The sequence below is a fragment of the Methylocella silvestris genome, from assembly GCF_002891535.1.
GTDB lineage: Bacteria > Pseudomonadota > Alphaproteobacteria > Rhizobiales > Beijerinckiaceae > Methylocapsa > Methylocapsa silvestris_A.
In genome coordinates, this window is the sequence record NZ_PDZR01000039.1 from 1 (window position 1) to 15,306 (window position 15,306).

Below are 15,306 nucleotides of genomic sequence, written 5' to 3' on the forward strand. Positions count from 1 at the left end.
CCCCCTAAAGAAAATAACCCCCTAAACCCTCGGGAGAGGGCGGCATCGCCCGCACAGCATCGCCTGCCGACCGATTTCGAGCCGAGTGCGGATGATCTGGCCTTCGGTGCGGCGGAGGGGCTGAGCGGCGCGGAGATCGCCCGGACGATCGAGGATCTTCGCCTTTGGGCGGCCGAGGCGATCGGCACGAAGGCGCTACGCGCCGACTGGCACGCCACGCTGCGCCGGTTCATGCGCCGCGACGCCGACGCCAAGCGAACTCGGCCGTCATCGCCGGCAAGCGTGCCCCCGGCGGCGTTGCCGAAAACCTTCCACGTCAAACGCGACTCGCCGCAAGGCGAGGCGTGGTGGTCATTCGTCAAATCCAAGACCGGGAAAACGCCGCCGCTCGACAAAGCCGGCGGCTGGCGCTTCCCAAGCGAATGGCCGCCCGGCGAGCCGACGCGCGCTCAACAGATGGCGGAGAGTTGAGCGCGCGCTTGACGAAACGACCGACGCGGCATGGCTAGGACAGCATCTAGGACAAATCGAGAAATAAATGGGCAAGATATTGATAACATTAACAGTCTGGCGGACTCCCTCTCCGCCAGCCGCCTGTTTTTGACCGTCCGCCATTGTCCGAAACTCCGTTGACGTGTGAGCCGTGATGGCGCGCTTCCACCCGATGGCGACGAATTCGCCGAAGGCGTGGAGTTGCTCGCTTCTCCCCGCGGCCCGCGGAAAGACCCCAAGCCAATCTCCGAAACCGGTTCCGACGCGGGGCGCACGGAATCCGAAATTCGCGCCGTCGGCAGCCGCAATTTTTGCGTGCGTAAGCGGGTCAAACGGACTTTATCGTCTCGTGCGACTTTCCAGATACATGTGGCGCCGTAGGCCGGATAAGCGCACGCGACCTTTCGTCCGCCGCCTGCGGCTCTGACATAGATCCTGTTATTTCAATAGGTTAATAGATCAGCGCGGATTGAATTGAATTGGCACGCATCATGCGGACCGCCTAAGCGAATTGCCGCCGCGTCAGTGATCGATGCGCAGAGAGCAATCGCAGGGGGAGGGCTAAAGTCATGACCGATGTGGTTATCGTTTCGGCCGCGCGCACAGCAATTGGGTCGTTTGGCGGATCGCTGTCCGGCATCGCGGCGCCCGAGCTTGGAGCAATCGTCGTCCGTGAGGCGATGCGCAGGGCCGGTGTCGATCCAACAGAGATTTCGGACGTCGTCCTCGGCCAGGTACTCACCGCCGGACAGGGGCAGAACACCGCTCGACAGACGGCCCTGAAAGCCGGACTTCCAAATGAAACGGCGGCGCTGACAATTAACCAGGTCTGTGGGTCCGGACTTCGGGCGGTCGCGCTTGGCTACCAGGCCATCAAGGCCGGCGACGCGGGAATTGTTGTCGCGGGAGGGCAGGAGAGCATGAGCCTTTCTGCTCACTGCGCCCATCTACGAAACGGCGTGAAGATGGGTCCGCTCGAACTCGTCGATACTATGATCAAGGACGGGCTGTGGGACGCGTTCAACGGCTACCACATGGGCGTAACCGCGGAAAATGTAGCCGAAAAATACCAGATATCACGCGACGAACAGGACAGCCTTGCGGTCGCATCTCAACAAAAGGCGGCGGCGGCGCAACAGGCTGGAAAATTCAGAGACGAGATCGTCCCCGTGACGGTATCGACCCGCAAAGGAGAGCTCGTCGTGGACGTCGATGAGCATCCCAAGCCCGCCACTACCGCCGAGGGTCTAGGAAAGCTTCGACCCGCTTTCAACAAGGCCGGCTCTGTCACCGCAGGCAACGCATCCGGTCTGAACGACGGCGCATCGATCACTTTGCTCATGAGCGCCGCAGAAGCGAACCGGCGCGGGCTTACGCCATTGGCCCGTATCGCCTCATGGGCGACGACCGGCGTCGATCCGGCAATCATGGGGACCGGCCCGATCCCCGCCAGCCGGCAGGCTCTGGCGAAGGCTGGCTGGAAAGCTCAGGATCTCGACCTCATCGAGGCCAATGAGGCGTTTGCGGCTCAGGCATGCGCGGTCAATAAAGACATGGGATGGGATCCGGCGCGCGTTAACGTCAACGGCGGCGCCATTGCGCTCGGGCATCCCATCGGCGCCTCGGGAAACCGCATCCTCGTTACGCTCTTGCATGAAATGCGCCGGCGCGGGGTTGCGAAGGGCCTCGCCACGCTGTGCATAGGCGGCGGCATGGGCATCGCACTCTGCGTCGAGCAATAATTTCACCGTAGCGATCGCTCCCGAGCTTTCGGATATCCGTCTCCGACCCGTCGGACCCGGCTCGGCTGCATGACGAAGTCCGTTTGAAGATAACGACGCGGGACCCGGCGGCGAGATCGGGACGGTCGGGAAACGCCATAATCGGAGGGAGCTATCATGACTCGAGTTGCAGTTGTCAGCGGCGGGACGCGCGGCATAGGGGCAGCAATTGCAAAGGCGCTCAAGGCTGTTGGCTATCAGGTCGCCGTGACCTATCACGGCAACGACGAAGCCGCCCAGAAATTCAATGCGGAGACCGGCGTCCATGTCTTCAAATGGGACGTATCGAACTATGACGCCTGTGTGGAGGGCCTCGCGAAGATTGGCGCCGCCGTCGGTCCAGTTGACGTGCTCATCAACAATGCGGGGATAACCAGGGACGGCATGTTGCACAAGATGACGCCGGACCAATGGTATGCGGTGATAAACACCAATCTGAATTCACTGTTCAACATGTGCCGACCCGTCATTGAAGGAATGCGCGAGCGAAATTTCGGACGGATCATCAATATCTCGTCGATAAATGGCCAGAAGGGCCAAATGGGCCAGACCAATTATTCTGCCGCAAAAGCCGGTGACATCGGCTTCACAAAGGCTCTGGCGCAAGAAAACGCAAGCAAAGGCGTTACGGTCAACACGATCTGCCCAGGCTATATCGCGACCGAGATGGTCCTGGCGGTTCCAAAGGAAATTATTCAAAAGTCTATCCTGCCGCAGATTCCCGTTCGGCGGCTTGGAGCGCCGGAAGAGATCGCGCGCTGCGTTGTCTTCCTCGCGTCGGACGAGGCCGGATTCATCACCGGCTCTACGCTGTCCGCCAACGGCGGCCAATACATGATGTGAGCTCGTCCGTCAGGGCGGCGCGGGGGATGGACGCCGAAATAGCCCGGTGGAGCGGCGCAACGCTGATCCCGCATTATGCGCAAGCTTGCCGCATTTCGTGGAAGGGAGCCTCACTTGGACGACAAAGCCTCAAAATTCGAAATTGTCCGCCCGTCGGCTTTGCAGACATCCGCCGCTGCTCCAGCCAGCGCGTCTGAGGTTGCTTTCCCGGCCGGCGGAGCCGTCATTGCGGAGATGATGCAGGATGCGGCGCGGATCGGCGCCGCTATCGCAACACGTCCGTGGTCCTTCATTCAGATGCAGGTCGACGCTTGGACAGACCAACTCGACCTTCTAGAATATGTTTTGCGGCGCGCCTCAGGCCAACCGGCGGAGCCGATCGCAAAGCCCGCGCATGACGACAGGCGTTTCAAGGATGTGGAATGGAGCAAGGCTCCACTGTATGACGCAATCAAGCAAAACTATCTGCTCGCCGTTTCTCGGGCAAATCGCGCGCTCGAAGGCGTGCATGGCCTGGATGACGAGCTTCGCCAGCGAGCCGATTTCTATCTCAGGCAAATATGCGATGCGCTCGCGCCGACAAATTTCGCAATCACCAATCCGGAAGTCATGCGCGCTACGCTGAGCGGCGGCGGGGCGAACCTTTTCAGGGGCGCGCAGCGCCTGGCTGACGATATCGTTCGGGGCGGCGGCCGTCTAAACCCCGAGCTAAGCGATCGCTCGGCGTTCGATGTGGGCCGCAATCTGGCGACCACGCCGGGCAAGGTGATTTACGAGAACGACTTGATGCAGCTGATCCAATATGACGCCGCCACCGAACAGGTCAGGCGAGTTCCGGTTCTCATCGTACCGTCCTGGATCAACAAATTTTATGTGCTCGACCTCTCGGAGCGCAACTCGTTCGTGCGGTGGCTGGTGGGAGAGGGCCACACAGTATTTATTATCTCCTGGATCAACCCAGACAGTCGTCACGCCGACAAGACCTTTGGGGACTATATGGCGCTCGGCCCTCTCGCCGCGCTTGAGGAGATCACGCGCGTGACGGGGGAGCCTTCCGTCAACGCTGTGGGCTACTGCATTGGGGGAACGCTTCTCGCCACGACCCTGGTTGTCATGGCCAGTCGCGGCGACAAGAGGATCGCCTCGGCGACCTATTTCGCCACGCTTGTCGATTTCACCGATCCTGGCGACATGGCCGTGTTCACGAGCGAGGCCCATCTCGCTACGCTCGCAAAGGAAATGGCGGCGAACGGCTATCTCGACGCGCGAGTCATGGCGGATACTTTCAATTTGTTGAAGGCCAATGATCTGATCTGGTCGACCACTATCAAGAGCTATCTACTCGGCAAGGATCCTGTGCCGTTCGATCTCCTTTTTTGGAACAGCGACGCAACCCGCATGCCGGGTGGCGTACATACATTCTTCCTGCGCAACATGTATCGTGACAATCGTCTTGTCGTCGCGGGGGGGATCGCTGTCAACGGCGCGCCTGTGGATATGCGCAAGGTAGACACGCCCTGCTTCATCCTCTCGACGCGGGAAGATCATATTGCTCCCTGGCGCTCGACTTACGCAGCGACCCGCCTCTTTCGTGGAGACACGACATTCGTCCTGGCCGGCTCTGGCCACGTCGCAGGCGTCATCAATCCGCCGGTGTCGAACAAATACTCCTACTGGACGAACGACGCCCTTCCGGAAGATGCGGAGGAATGGCTGGCGGGCGCTACTGAGAACGTCGGCTCTTGGTGGAGCCACTGGCAGGAGTGGCTGGCTCGTCATTCCGGCGATCGCATGCCCGCCCGGCGGACAGCCGGCCAGACGCCGACCCGGATTGAGGACGCGCCAGGCCGGTATGTAAAAGTCACATAGCGGCCTGGCGCGGCGATCGCTGTGCGGTTGCATGGTTTGAACGGGATCGGACGCGGCGCGCGGCCGGCTGGAAAGAGAGCGCGATATGCACCCCTTTGCCTACGAATTTCATGAGATGTCGCATTTTGCATTGGCGCCCGCGCGCGCCATCTCTGATATGGCTCAGCTCTGGTTGAAAACTCCCGCGAATTTCTTCGGCCATACGCATGTTGGCAAGAACGTGAGCGCGTCCGTCGAGCTTTTTGAACGACTGACGCGGCGCTATGGAAAGCCTGCATTCGGGCTTTCCAGCACGGCGGGTCCCGGCAAATCCGTCCCGGTCACGGAGCGAGTCGTATGGCGCCGACCGTTCTGCAAAGTGCTTCAATTCCAGCACGGGCTCGCCACGAGTGCGTCGAGGCCTCGGTCCAAGCTCCTGATCGTGGCGCCAATGTCCGGCCACCACGCGACCTTGCTGCGCGGCACTGTCGAGGCCTTTTTGCCATTCTACGACGTATATATCACCGACTGGGTCGACGCGCGGTCAATTCCCTTGTCGGCGGGTCGGTTCGACCTCGACGATTATATCGACTACCTGATCGCGATCTGCCAGAGCTTGAGCGAAGAAAGCGATGAGAGCCCCCTGCATACGCTAGGCGTGTGCCAGCCGGCCGTCCCCCTGATCGCCGCCATTGCTCGGATGGAAGCCGAGGGCAATCCAAACGTTCCAGCTTCGATGACCTTGATGGGCGGCCCGATCGATACGAGGCGTTGCCCCACCAAGGTAAATCTCCTGGCGCAGGAGCGCGGCAGCGGCTGGTTCAGGCGCAATTGCATCAGCGCCGTGCCTCTCGGCTATAGCGGCGCCGGCCGCCAGGTCTATCCCGGATTTCTGCAGCTCGCCGGGTTCATGGCAATGAATATCGATCGCCACGTCAGCGCCCACATGAATTTATTTTGCCATCTGGTCGAGGGAGACGGCGATTCGACGGAGAAACATCGCGAGTTCTATGATGAATATTTGTCGGTCATGGATCTCACCGCAGAATTTTATCTACAGACCGTTGACTCGGTCTTCGTAAGGCATACGCTTCCGAAAGGCGAGATGACGCACCGCGGCGAGAAGGTCGATCTCGCCGCCATCCGCAGGGTCGCTCTGATGACCGTCGAAGGCGAAAATGACGACATTTCCGGGGCTGGCCAGACCTTGGCCGCGCAGGACCTTTGCTGCAATATTCCCGCGTCGATGAAAGCGAATTATCTACAGGAGAAAGTCGGCCATTACGGCGTCTTCAACGGCTCGAGATTCCGCGATCAGATCGCGCCGCGGATTGTTGAGTTTCATGGCGGCTTGAGATGAAACAGGCCTCTGTCCGAAAGAAAGGTTTTTGGAAGCCAGCGGGTCCAGGCGGCTCCAGTCATCTGGCGTTCAAGGTCATTGAGATGTAGCTGGCGACAACCGTCACGCGACGACCTTGCCAACGCCCAGTGGCGGGAGGGTTCATCGGTGAGATCGCGGCCGACTTTTCGATCAGGTTGGCGGGTCGTCCAAGCCTTTGGCGAGGGCGCCCGCAACCGATCGGAATGTAGCTTTAATGTAGACGCTTGCTCTTGTTCGCCACGGCGCCTCTCAATCCTAACAAGATAATGCGCGACCATGTCCAGCATCGAAACAGCTGCTTTACGATCGCGAGACAAAGGGCGCCTTTTTGGCTTTCTGATTTTCAAGCCAACAACTCGTCTCATTTTGCGGTCTTTCAGACTTTGACGTTGCCGGGCCGCATCACGGAGGCCGGCATACATAAGTACGATCAAGGATCTAGTCGTTTGCGGGGAAATCGATTGGCATTGGCACATGGAATGCAGCGTCTACTGCAACGCCCAGCGAACTTTGTCCGGACGGGCTGAAGCCGCAACTAATCGGCTCGGCGATAGTGGGAGGGAACATTGGATCAAGATCGCGATCCCGCGGAGATGCGGGAGTGGCTCGACGCGCTCGATTCGGTCGAGGCGTTTGAAGGTATTGGCCGGGTCGACGAACTGCTTGAAGGCATCGTCACGGCGGCGCGACGGAAAGGCGCGAAACTTCCGTTTGCAGCCAACACAGCCTACGTCAACACGATACTGCCGCATGAGGAGCCGGCCGGGCCATTCGACCGAACGCTCGAGCACAAGATCCGCTCCGTTATCCGATGGAACGCCGCCGCTATCGTTCTACGCGCGAACAAGACTTCATCCGAACTCGGCGGCCATATCGCCAGTTTCCAGTCCGCGGCGACGCTTTACGATACCGGCTTCATGCATTTCTGGCATGCGCCAACGGAGACACACGGCGGCGATCTCATCTATTATCAGGGTCATTGCTCACCCGGCATCTATGCCCGCGCCTTCGTTGAAGGACGGCTGAGCGAGGAGACGCTGCTCAACTTCCGTCAGGAAGTCGGCGGCGGCGGCCTGTCTTCCTATCCGCACCCGTGGCTCATGCCGGACTTCTGGCAGTTTCCGACGGTCTCGATGGGTCTTGGTCCGCTGCTGGCAATCTATCAGGCGCGATTTCTCAAATATCTTGACTGCCGAGGGCTCGCCGACGCCAAGCAGCGCAAGGTCTGGGCCTTCATGGGCGACGGCGAGATGGACGAGCCGGAATCGCTGGGCGCCATTTCGCTCGCTGGCCGCGAGCATCTCGATAATCTGATTTTCGTCATCAATTGCAATCTGCAACGGCTCGACGGACCCGTGCGCGGCAACGGCAAGATCGTGCAGGAGCTCGAGGCCGATTTTCGCGGCGCGGGGTGGAACGTCATCAAGGTCCTTTGGGGATCCGGCTGGGATGCGCTGCTTGCCAAGGACGTGTCGGGCATCCTCCGCAAGCGCATGGAGGAATGCGTCGACGGCGAATATCAGGATTTCAAATCAAAGGACGGCGCCTATATCCGCGAACATTTCTTTGGGAAATATCCAGAACTGAAAGCCATGGTCGCTCACATGAGCGATGACGAAGTGTGGAAGCTGACGCGCGGCGGACACGATCCGCGCAAGGTCTACGCGGCTTACAAGGCGGCGGTCGAACATACGGGCCAGCCGACCCTCATTCTCGCCAAAACCGTGAAGGGCTATGGCATGGGCGAGGCGGGCGAAGGCCAGATGATCACCCATCAGGCCAAGAAAATGGGCGTCGAGGCGCTGCGCCAGTTCCGCGACCGCTTCCAGATCCCGGTCAGCGACGAGCAGCTGAAGGAGATCCCCTTTATCCGCCTTGCCCCCGACTCTCCGGAAGCAAAATATCTCGCTGAGCGCCGCGCCGCCCTTGGCGGCAGTCTGCCGGCGCGACAGCGCCGGTCGACGCCGATCGAGATTCCGCCGCTGTCCGCTTTCGAAGCGCAGCTGAAGTCGACCGACGCGCGCGAAATCTCGACCACAATGGCCTTCGTACGCATCCTGAACACGCTGTTGCGCGACAAGAATATCGGCAAGCGCATTGTGCCGATCGTTCCCGATGAAAGCCGCACATTCGGCATGGAAGGCATGTTCCGCCAGTTCGGGATTTTCTCGCAGGTGGGTCAGCTCTACCGACCGCAGGACGCCGATCAGCTGATGTTCTACAAGGAGGACAAGACCGGCCAGATCCTGCAGGAAGGAATCAACGAGGCGGGCGCGATGGCGTCGTGGATCGCCGCGGCGACCTCCTATTCGACGTCGAACACGCCTATGATCCCCTTCTACATCTATTATTCGATGTTCGGCTTTCAGCGTGTCGGCGACCTCGCCTGGGCCGCCGGCGACATGCGTGCGCGCGGCTTCCTGATCGGCGGCACGTCCGGGCGTACGACGTTGAACGGCGAGGGGCTTCAGCACGAGGACGGCCACAGCCACATCATCGCCGCGACCATCCCGAATTGCGTCTGTTACGATCCGACCTACGCTTATGAAGTAGCGGTAATCGTTCACGACGGACTGCGCCGGATGTATGGCGAGAACGAAGACGTCTTCTACTACATCACGACGCTGAACGAGAATTACCCGCACGGCGCTATCCCCGAAGGCGCCGAGGAGGGGATTCGCAAAGGCATGTACAAATTGGCGTCTGTTGAAGGAGAGAAAAAGGGAGCACGGGTCCGGCTTCTGGGCGCAGGCGCCATCCTGCGCGAGGTGGAGGCCGGCGCGGCTTTGCTGGCCAAGGACTTTGGCGTCGGTTCGGACGTCTGGAGCGTACCGAGCTTCATGGAGCTCCGCCGCGAGGGGCTCGAGGTCGATCGCTGGAACATGCTGCACCCGACCGAGCCGCAACGGCGCTCCTACGTCGAGACCTGCCTTGCGGGCTCCGACACCCCGGTCATCGCCGCGACCGACTACATGAAGCTCCTCGCCGACCAGATCAGGCCATTCGTTCCGGGGCGCTATCGCGTGCTCGGCACGGACGGCTTCGGGCGTTCGGACTATCGGCGTAAATTGCGCGGATTTTTCGAGGTCGACCGGTTTCATGTCGTCGTCGCCGCGCTGAAGGCGCTCTCTGACGACGGCAAGGTTTCCGGGACGACAGTTGCGGACGCCATCGCCAAATACGGCATCGATCCCGACAAGCCGAATCCGGCGCGAAGCTGACGCCCGGACCTGTTCGAAACAAATCAAGAAATATCGCAGGACGCGACCACGCTGCGCCGCAAGCGAATTCCAGGGAGGTTGAATTGTTCGATACGATCGACGTGAAAGTTCCGGACATCGGCGACTTCAAGGACGTGCCGATCATTGAGGTCAACGTCAGCCCCGGCGGCGAGGTTAAGGCGGACGATCCGCTCATCGTGCTGGAATCCGACAAGGCGACCATGGAGGTGCCCGCGCCGATGGCGGGAAAAGTGAGGGAGGTGCTGGTCAAGATCGGCGACCGCGTCGGACAAGGCTCATTGATCCTGCGCCTTGAGAATAGCGATGCGCCGTCGCTGGCGCAGGCGGCGCCCGCGGTCATGCATCAACAGGAGACGCCGGAGCCAGCGCCAAGCGCCGCCCCGGGCGCGGGGGCGCCCTCGCCAAAGCCGGCAGGCAGTCCGGCGATCGCCGACTTTGCGGGCGCGCATGCAAGCCCCGCGGTTCGGCGCCTCGCGCGCGAACTCGACCTCGACCTTACAAAGCTTAAGGGCAGCGGAGAAGGCGGCCGCATCACCAAGGAAGACGTCAAGGCCGCGCTCTCCGGCGGCTCGACAGGCGCGGGAAGCGCCGCAGCCGCGGTCTCGGGCGGCGCCGGCATTCCGGAAATTCCGGCGGTCGACTTCTCCAAGTTTGGCCCGATCGAAGAAAAACCCCTCGTGCGCATCAAGCGCATCTCGGGCCCTTTTCTGCACCGCTCCTGGCTCAATATTCCACATGTCACGCATCAGGACGAATCCGACGTCACCGAGATCGAGAAATACCGCAAGGAGCTCGACGACGCCGCGAAAGGCGACAAGAAAAAACCCTATCGCGTCTCGCTTTTGCCCTTCCTGATGAAGGCAAGCGTCGCGACTCTGAAAGCCTTCCCCGATTTCAACGCCTCATTGTCGCCGACTAAAGATTCGCTGATCTACAAGAAATATTACAACATAGGCATTGCCGTCGACACGCCGGAAGGTCTCGTCGTGCCGGTGATCAAGGACGTCGACCGCAAGGGCGTCGTCGAGATCAGCCGCGAGCTTGGCGACATCTCGGCCAAGGCGCGGGACGGCAAATTGAGCCCTGCTGAGATGCAGGGCGCGTCCTTCACGATCTCCTCGCTCGGCGGCATTGGCGGGACGGCGTTCACGCCGATCGTCAATGCGCCGGAGGTGGCGATCCTTGGCGTCGTGCGCGCCAGAACGGCGCCGGTCTGGAACGGAACGGAATTCGCGCCGCGTCTGATGTTGCCGCTCAGTCTTTCCTACGACCATCGCGTCATCGACGGGGCGGCGGCGGCGCGTTTCTCGCGCCATCTCGCAACCCTCCTCGAAGACGTGCGCCGTCTGGTGCTGTGAACGGTCAGGGAGAGAGCGATGAGCAATGAGATCAAGGTTCCCGATATCGGCGACTTCAAGGATGTGCCGATCATCGAAATCCATGTGAAGCCAGGACAGGCGATCAGCGCCGAAGAGCCGCTGATCACGCTTGAATCCGACAAGGCGACCATGGAGGTGCCGGCCCCTTATGCCGGCACGGTTGGCGAGGTGTTGGTCAAGATCGGCGACCGGGTGGCGCAGGGAAGCGTGATCCTGACGATGGCGGACGCTGGCGCTTCGCCCACGCCAGGGGCCGCCGCGCCCAAACACGCGCCCAATGGCGCACCCCTTGCCGCGTCTAACGGCGCAGCTGCGGCGGATGGCGTGCACGCCGACATCCTTGTGCTCGGCGCAGGCCCTGGCGGCTACACGGCAGCTTTCCGCGCCGCCGACCTTGGCAAGAAAGTGGTGCTCGTCGACAAGGGCGCGACGCTTGGCGGCGTCTGCCTGAACGTCGGCTGCATCCCATCAAAGGCGCTGCTGCATGCCGCCAAAGTCATCGACGAAGCGCATGAGATGGGCGCCCATGGCGTCAGCTTCGCCTCGCCCTCGGTCGACATCGACAAATTGCGTGGCTGGAAAGACGGCGTCATCAAGAAGCTGACCGGCGGCCTCTCGGGCCTAGCCAAACAGCGCAAGGTGACCGTGGTCAATGGCGTCGGAACCTTCGCCTCGCCAAAGTCGATCGAAGTCAAGGGGCCCGATGGCGCGACGCAGACGATCTCCTTCGACAAGGCGATCATCGCCGCGGGCTCCGAGCCCGTCACTCTGCCGTTCATTCCACATGATGACCCCCGCGTGATCGATTCAACCGGCGCGCTCGAACTCAACGGCGTGCCGCAACGCCTGCTGGTGCTCGGCGGCGGCATCATCGGCCTTGAGATGGCGACCGTCTATCACGCGCTCGGCGCCAAGGTGACGGTCGTCGAACTGATGGACCAGATCATTCCGGGCGCCGACAGGGATATCGTCACGCCGCTGATGAAGCGCATCGAAAAGCGTTATGAGAAGATCCTGCTGAAGACCAAGGTGACGGCTGTCGCCGCCAAGGATGACGGTCTGCATGTGACCTTCGAAGGCCCCGGCGGGACAACGCATGATGTGTTTAATCGCCTGCTTGTCGCCGTCGGCCGACGCCCCAACGGCAAGCAGATCGGCGCCGAGGCGGCCGGGATTGCGGTTGACGAACGCGGATTCATCTCCGTCGACAAGCAGATGCGCACCAATGCGCCGGATATCTTCGCCATCGGCGACGTTGTTGGTCAGCCCATGCTGGCGCATAAGGCGACGCACGAGGCCAAGGTGGCTGCCGAGGTCGCCTCGGGGCAGAAGACCGTGTTCGACGCGAAGGTCATTCCCTCGGTCGCCTACACGGACCCCGAGGTCGCCTGGGTTGGCCTGACCGAGACGGAGGCCAAGGCCAAGGGCGTGAAATACGGCAAGGGCGTATTCCCCTGGGCGGCAAGCGGCCGATCGCTCTCTTTGGGGCGCGACGAAGGCGTCACTAAAGTGCTGTTCGACGAAGACCATGAACGCATCATCGGCTGCGGCATTGTCGGGCCCAACGCCGGCGATCTCATCGCCGAAGCCGCGCTCGCTATCGAAATGGGCTCCGACGCCTCCGATATCGGCCTCACCATCCACCCGCATCCGACCCTTTCGGAAACCATCGGAATGGCCGCCGAAGCCTTCGAGGGTACGATCACGGATCTCTATATGCCGAAGAAAAAATAACGGCCCGAATGAGAGTCAACCGTTCGAGTTTGGACGAACAACGCGAAACAAGACGCCCGCCCGGGGCGGACCGCTCAGGAGGAGCACCCGTGGACGATCATCTGGCCGAAAGCGCCATCGAATATCATCAATATCCGACGCCGGGAAAAATCTCGGTTGTTCCGACCAAGGGCATGACCAACCAGCGCGACCTTGCTCTTGCCTATTCGCCGGGAGTCGCCGTCGCCTGCACCGCGATCGCCGAAAACCCGGACGAAGCGCATAATCTCACCTCCCGCGGCAATCTCGTGGCGGTCGTCACCAATGGCACCGCGGTGCTCGGCCTCGGCAACATCGGCCCGCTCGCCGGCAAGCCGGTGATGGAGGGAAAAGGATGTCTCTTCAAGAAATTCGCCGGAATCGACGTTTTTGATATCGAGCTCGACGAGAAGGATCCCGACAAACTGGTCGATATCGTCGCCGCCATGGAGCCGACCTTTGGCGGCATCAACCTTGAAGACATCAAGTCGCCGGAATGCTTCTACATCGAGAAGAAGCTTCGCGCCCGCATGCAGATACCGGTCTTTCATGACGACCAGCATGGCACGGCGATCGTCGCCGGAGCCTTCGTCTATAACGGGCTCGAGATTGTCGGCAAGAAAATCGGCGACATCAAGATCGTCTGCTCCGGCGCCGGCGCCGCTGCAATCGCCTGCATGGATTTGCTGGTTGGCCTCGGCGCCAATCGCAAGAATGTCTATGTCTCCGACTCGAAGGGCGTTGTCTATGCCGGCCGCACCGAATCCATGGACGAGCAGAAAGCCGCCTACGCACAGCCGACCGATGCGAGGACGCTGGCCGATATCATGCCGGGCGCTGATGTCTTTCTGGGCCTTTCGGCTGGCGGCGTCCTGAAGCCCGAAATGGTCAAGACCATGGCGGATCGCCCGTTGATTCTGGCGCTGGCCAATCCGGACCCGGAAATTCTTCCCGAGGACGCTCGGAAGGTCAGGCCGGACGCGATCGTCGCCACCGGCCGCTCGGATTATCCCAATCAGGTAAATAATGTCCTGTGCTTTCCATTCATCTTCCGCGGCGCGCTGGACGTCGGCGCCACCACGATCAACGAGGAAATGAAATTTGCGGCCGTCCGCGCCATCGCTGAACTCGCCCGGGCCGAGCAATCCGATGTGGTGACCTCGGCCTATGGACATCAGCAAAGCAACTTCGGTCCCGACTATCTGATCCCGCGGCCCTTCGATCCGCGTCTGATCAGCGTCATCGCTCCGGCCGTCGCGGAGGCCGCGATGAAAAGCGGCGTCGCCCGGCGTCCGATCGCCGATATGGGCGCCTATCGGCAGGCCATGGAGCGATTTGTCTACAAATCCGGCAACATCATGCGGCCTGTATTCGCCGCCGCCGCGCAATCCTCCCAGCGCATCATTTATGCGGAAGGCGAGGATCCCCGCGTCCTGCGCGCCGTGCAGATCAGCATCGACGAGAAGCTCGCGCGCCCTGTCCTGATCGGGCGCGGCGACAGGATCGCGGCGCAGATCGCCGCGATTGGCCTGCGCATGCAGAAGGATCGCGATTACGATGTCATCGAGGCAGAAGACGAGGCGCTTGTCGCTTCGGCGACGGAAGAATTTTATCTGTTGAAACGCCGCAATGGCGCCTCGCGCCAGAGCGCCGCCGCAACGGTCAAGGCCAATCCGACACTGCTTGCCGCAATTCTTTTGCGATCGGGCAAGGCGGACGGCATGCTGTGCGGAACACAGGGCGCCTATGCGGACCATCTCGGTTTCGTCGCGGCGACCATCGGCCTGAAGCCTGGCGCGCGTCGCTTCGCGGCGTTGAATCTGCTGATGCTGCCGCAGCAGACTCTATTCATCTGCGACACCTACATCAACGAAGACCCGACCGCGGAGGAGCTGACGGAAATCACGCTGCTTGCTGTCGAAGAGCAAAAGCGCTTCGGCGTGACGCCACGCGTCGCGCTCTTGTCGCATTCCAGTTTTGGCAGCGCCAAGACCGAATCGGCGGCAAAGATGCGCGCGGCGGTCGAACTCATTCGCGCCCGCGCGCCCGATCTCGAGGTGGATGGCGAGATGCGCGGCGATGCGGCGCTGTCGAAACGCATTCTCGACCGGGTGTTTCCGGATTCAAGTTTGACGGCGGAGGCCAATCTGCTCGTCATGCCCAATCTCGACGCCGCCAACATCACTTTCAATGTTCTCAAGATCGTTGCCGGCGAAGGCGTCACGGTCGGACCCATTCTGCTCGGCGCTGCACGGCCCGTCCATATTCTGACGCCAACCAGCACGGTGCGGCGTATCGTCAACATGACAGCGCTTACTGCTGTCGAGGCGGCGAAGCAACAATGAGCGCAATTCCGGGAGACACTCCGATGGCAGGTGAGGCAATGAGCGTCGTCACGGCGGCGCCGAAACCGTTCTACAAAATCCTCTATGTGCAGGTTTTGTTTGGCATCCTGGTCGGGGCCCTGTTTGGCTGGCTCTGGCCGGAATATGCGACCGCGCCATGGGTGAAGGCGCTCGGCGACGGCTTCATCAAACTCATCAAGATGCTGATCGCGCCGATCATTTTCTGCACGGTCGTCGCCGGCA

Annotated in this window: 9 protein-coding genes and 1 pseudogene; all 10 read left to right on the forward strand. The window is 61.2% G+C overall.

The window, feature by feature from the left end:
• Positions 1-471: pseudogene (locus CR492_RS20915) on the forward strand (hypothetical protein); the annotation flags it as partial.
• A 590-nt stretch (positions 472-1,061) separates the two neighbouring features.
• A complete protein-coding gene (locus CR492_RS19500) occupies positions 1,062-2,234 on the forward strand; it encodes an acetyl-CoA C-acetyltransferase (protein ID WP_102845392.1) in 1,173 nt (390 codons plus the stop codon).
• A gap of 156 nt (positions 2,235-2,390) precedes the next feature.
• Positions 2,391-3,116, forward strand: coding sequence for a beta-ketoacyl-ACP reductase (locus tag CR492_RS19505; protein WP_102845393.1), 726 nt, complete (start codon positions 2,391-2,393; stop codon positions 3,114-3,116).
• A 114-nt stretch (positions 3,117-3,230) separates the two neighbouring features.
• A complete protein-coding gene (phaC, locus tag CR492_RS19510; protein ID WP_180982637.1) occupies positions 3,231-4,985 on the forward strand; it encodes a class I poly(R)-hydroxyalkanoic acid synthase in 1,755 nt (584 codons plus the stop codon).
• An 85-nt stretch (positions 4,986-5,070) separates the two neighbouring features.
• The gene (locus tag CR492_RS19515; RefSeq protein WP_102845395.1) at positions 5,071-6,324 is read left to right on the forward strand and encodes a polyhydroxyalkanoate depolymerase; all 1,254 of its coding nucleotides are present in this window, start codon (positions 5,071-5,073) and stop codon (positions 6,322-6,324) included.
• Between the two features lie 587 nt (positions 6,325-6,911).
• A complete protein-coding gene (gene aceE, locus CR492_RS19520; RefSeq protein ID WP_102845396.1) occupies positions 6,912-9,566 on the forward strand; it encodes a pyruvate dehydrogenase (acetyl-transferring), homodimeric type in 2,655 nt (884 codons plus the stop codon).
• Between the two features lie 83 nt (positions 9,567-9,649).
• Positions 9,650-10,945, forward strand: coding sequence for a dihydrolipoyllysine-residue acetyltransferase (gene aceF, locus CR492_RS19525; protein WP_245412186.1), 1,296 nt, complete (start codon positions 9,650-9,652; stop codon positions 10,943-10,945).
• Between the two features lie 18 nt (positions 10,946-10,963).
• On the forward strand, positions 10,964-12,700 hold the full coding sequence (gene lpdA, locus CR492_RS19530) for a dihydrolipoyl dehydrogenase (RefSeq protein ID WP_102845398.1): 1,737 nt from the start codon (positions 10,964-10,966) through the stop codon (positions 12,698-12,700).
• 89 nt (positions 12,701-12,789) lie between these two features.
• Positions 12,790-15,063, forward strand: a complete 2,274-nt coding sequence (locus tag CR492_RS19535; protein ID WP_180982638.1) for an NADP-dependent malic enzyme — start codon at positions 12,790-12,792, stop codon at positions 15,061-15,063.
• Positions 15,064-15,086: 23 nt separating this feature from the next.
• A partial coding sequence (locus CR492_RS19540) for a cation:dicarboxylate symporter family transporter (RefSeq protein WP_146030342.1) occupies positions 15,087-15,306 on the forward strand: 220 nt, incomplete at its 3' end.

Bases quoted from the DNA above. Each gene is read 5' to 3' on its own strand.
- CR492_RS19515 (WP_102845395.1), top strand. From the start codon at position 5,071: ATGCACCCCTTTGCCTACGAATTTCATGAGATGTCGCATTTTGCATTG.
- lpdA (WP_102845398.1), top strand. From the start codon at position 10,964: ATGAGCAATGAGATCAAGGTTCCCGATATCGGCGACTTCAAGGATGTG.
- CR492_RS19500 (WP_102845392.1), top strand. From the start codon at position 1,062: ATGACCGATGTGGTTATCGTTTCGGCCGCGCGCACAGCAATTGGGTCG.
- CR492_RS19505 (WP_102845393.1), top strand. From the start codon at position 2,391: ATGACTCGAGTTGCAGTTGTCAGCGGCGGGACGCGCGGCATAGGGGCA.